Source organism: Paratractidigestivibacter sp. (genome assembly GCF_052362415.1).
GTDB lineage: Bacteria > Actinomycetota > Coriobacteriia > Coriobacteriales > Atopobiaceae > Paratractidigestivibacter.
This window is the reverse complement of record NZ_DAWEMK010000052.1, coordinates 1-2,268: the sequence shown is the minus strand read 5'-3', so window position 1 is coordinate 2,268 and position 2,268 is coordinate 1. Positions and strand designations below refer to the sequence as shown.

The 2,268-nt window shown below is 72.3% G+C and carries 2 protein-coding genes; both read right to left on the bottom strand.

Annotated features, from left to right (window positions below; translation table 11 throughout):
• Positions 1-2,017, bottom strand: a 2,017-nt coding sequence (locus tag ACT84W_RS06485) for a UvrD-helicase domain-containing protein (RefSeq protein ID WP_444328616.1), incomplete at its 3' end; no start/stop codon positions are given.
• A partial coding sequence (locus tag ACT84W_RS06480; RefSeq protein WP_444328615.1) for a hypothetical protein occupies positions 2,014-2,268 on the bottom strand: 255 nt, incomplete at its 5' end. The genes ACT84W_RS06480 and ACT84W_RS06485, both read right to left, overlap by 4 nt.

The following is a 2,268-nucleotide window of genomic DNA, read 5'->3' as shown; positions in this document are numbered from 1 at the left end:
AGTCTCGCACCGCGCGGGCGCAGACGTCCGCAACCGGCATCGTTCGCACGTCCTCGAGAGCGCGCGAGATCACCTCGCGAGCGAGCGAGAGGCGCGCCGAGGGGACGTGGCCGGGCAGGAACTCGAAGGCGTCGAGCCCCTGGTCGATCGGCCGCTTCGTCGGGGCGTCGAGCTTCTCCTGCCGCCTCGTTCCGAGCTCGCAGAAGTCGTCGGCGTCCGCGCCGAACATCTCGCTCGCGAGCAAGGGGAAGAGCCCCGACTGGGTATCCGCGGGGTTGGCCAGCGTGTGGAGAAGCGCGCAGACGACCTTGACCTCGGGGGCCTTCGTGAACGTCGAGCCGCCCGTGACCACGCACTCCAGCCCACGGGAGCGGAGCGCGTCGATGTAGAGCGCGGCGTTGGAGGTCACGCCGAGCAGCAGGGCCATGTCGCCGGGGCGCTCGCCTGCGTCCCGATAGCGCACGAGGGCGTCGGCGACCTGCGAGGCGAGCGTGGCCGCCTGCTGCTTGGTCGCGTATCCCGAGGCGCCCTTGCCGCGGACGACCTCGACGTCGATGCGAGGAAGGTCGGCCGCGCGGTAGGCGTCCTTGCGCGTCGGGCAGTCGTCGAGGTGCATGAAGGCTCCGGGCGCCATGGTGCCCCGCGCGCCGCCGCCCGTCCCCAGGCCGGGGGCGGAGTTGCCGCGGCTCACGCGCTCTACGAACTTGAGGATGTCGCCGTGGCTGCGGTAGTTCGTGTCCAGCCGGACGCGCCCGGAGTCGGCGACGCCCTCCCCGCGCCGGTAGAAGACCCCCACGTCCGCGCCGCGGAAGCGGTAGATCGACTGCTGGGCGTCGCCGACGGTGCACAGGTGCCGGCCGTCCTCGCCCGAGAGCAGCTCGATCAAGGCGAGCTGGGTGTCGTCGGTGTCCTGGAACTCGTCGACCATCACGAGCCGGAAGCGCCCCGCGTAGTCGGCGCGCACCGCCTCGACGTCGCGCACTGCGGCGTAGGCGAGCTGGACGAGGTCGTCGTTGTCGCAGGCGCCGGCCTCGAGCTTTGCCCTAGAGTACTCGGCATCGAGCCTGCGGGCGAGCTCGAGGAAGGCCTCAGCGTGCCCCCTCGACCTGAGGAAGTACGCCTCGGCGAGGGCCTGGGCGTGCGCCTCCTTGACGTCCTTGAGCTTATCGGCGATCGCCTTGGAGGAGCGCGGGAGCGCGACCTGGCCGAGCGCCTCGAGCGCGGCGTCGGCGTCCTTCTGGCCGGGCGCGAGGGCGTCGAAGCCGCGCAGGGCCTCGAGCGCGGGCCCGACCTTCGACGCCGCCGAGGCCGAGAGCTTCTCGGCCCCGAGCTCCTCCATGCGAAGGAGGAGCTCGCGCATGAGGGCGTCTATTCCGCAGCCCTCCGACGGCTCGGCGCACCTGAGCGAGCCGATGCCGCCCGGCAGCGCCTTGGAGGCCCTGAGGACGCCGTCGACGACGCCCATGGCGCTCGAGTACCCGGAATCGGGAGACCAGGTCCCCGTGCCGAGAGACGCGACGGCCTCGCGCAGGCGCGCGTCGTCGCGCGCCCCGCGCATGACCGTGTCCATGGCGCGGAAGTAGATGCCGTCCTGCTCAGAGCCGGCGACGACCCGGAAATCGGGGTCGAGCCCGAGGTCGAGGGCATGGCGGTGCAGGATGCGCGAGCACATCCCGTGGATGGTCGATATCCAGGCGTCGTCCACGCTGAGCGCCGCCTCCTGCATCCCCACGCGTCGCAGCGTCGAGCGCACGCGCTCGCGGATCTCGCGCGCGGCGGCCTCGGTGAAGGTGATGACGAGGACCTGGCCGAGGTCGTCGATGAAGGGCGCTCCGTCGGGGCCCGACCCCGGGGAGAGCGCCCAGGCGACGCGCTGGGTCAGGGTGAAGGTCTTCCCGGAGCCGGCGCCCGCCTCGACGAAGAGGGGCGCGTCGAGCGTGCGCGCGATCCTCGCCTGGCCCTCGTTCAGGCCGGACAGGTCGACGGCCGGGGCGGCCGGTGTGTTCTGGCTCGTCACTTGGAGCACCTCTTCTCGCAGTTGAGGACCGGGCAGTAGTCGCAGGCGTGGGCATCTATGGGGCGCGCCTCGATGTCGCCCGCGAGCATCCGCCCGAGCGCCGCGGCGATCTTCTCCTCGCAGGCGTCGAGCAGCGACTCCATGCCGTGCCCGCCGGCGACGTCCCCGAACCCCGCGTCCCTCGGGACCTCGAGCCGGGGCCTGCGAGACGAGCTCGGGGCATGCGCGCCGAAGACGTTGTCGAGGACCTC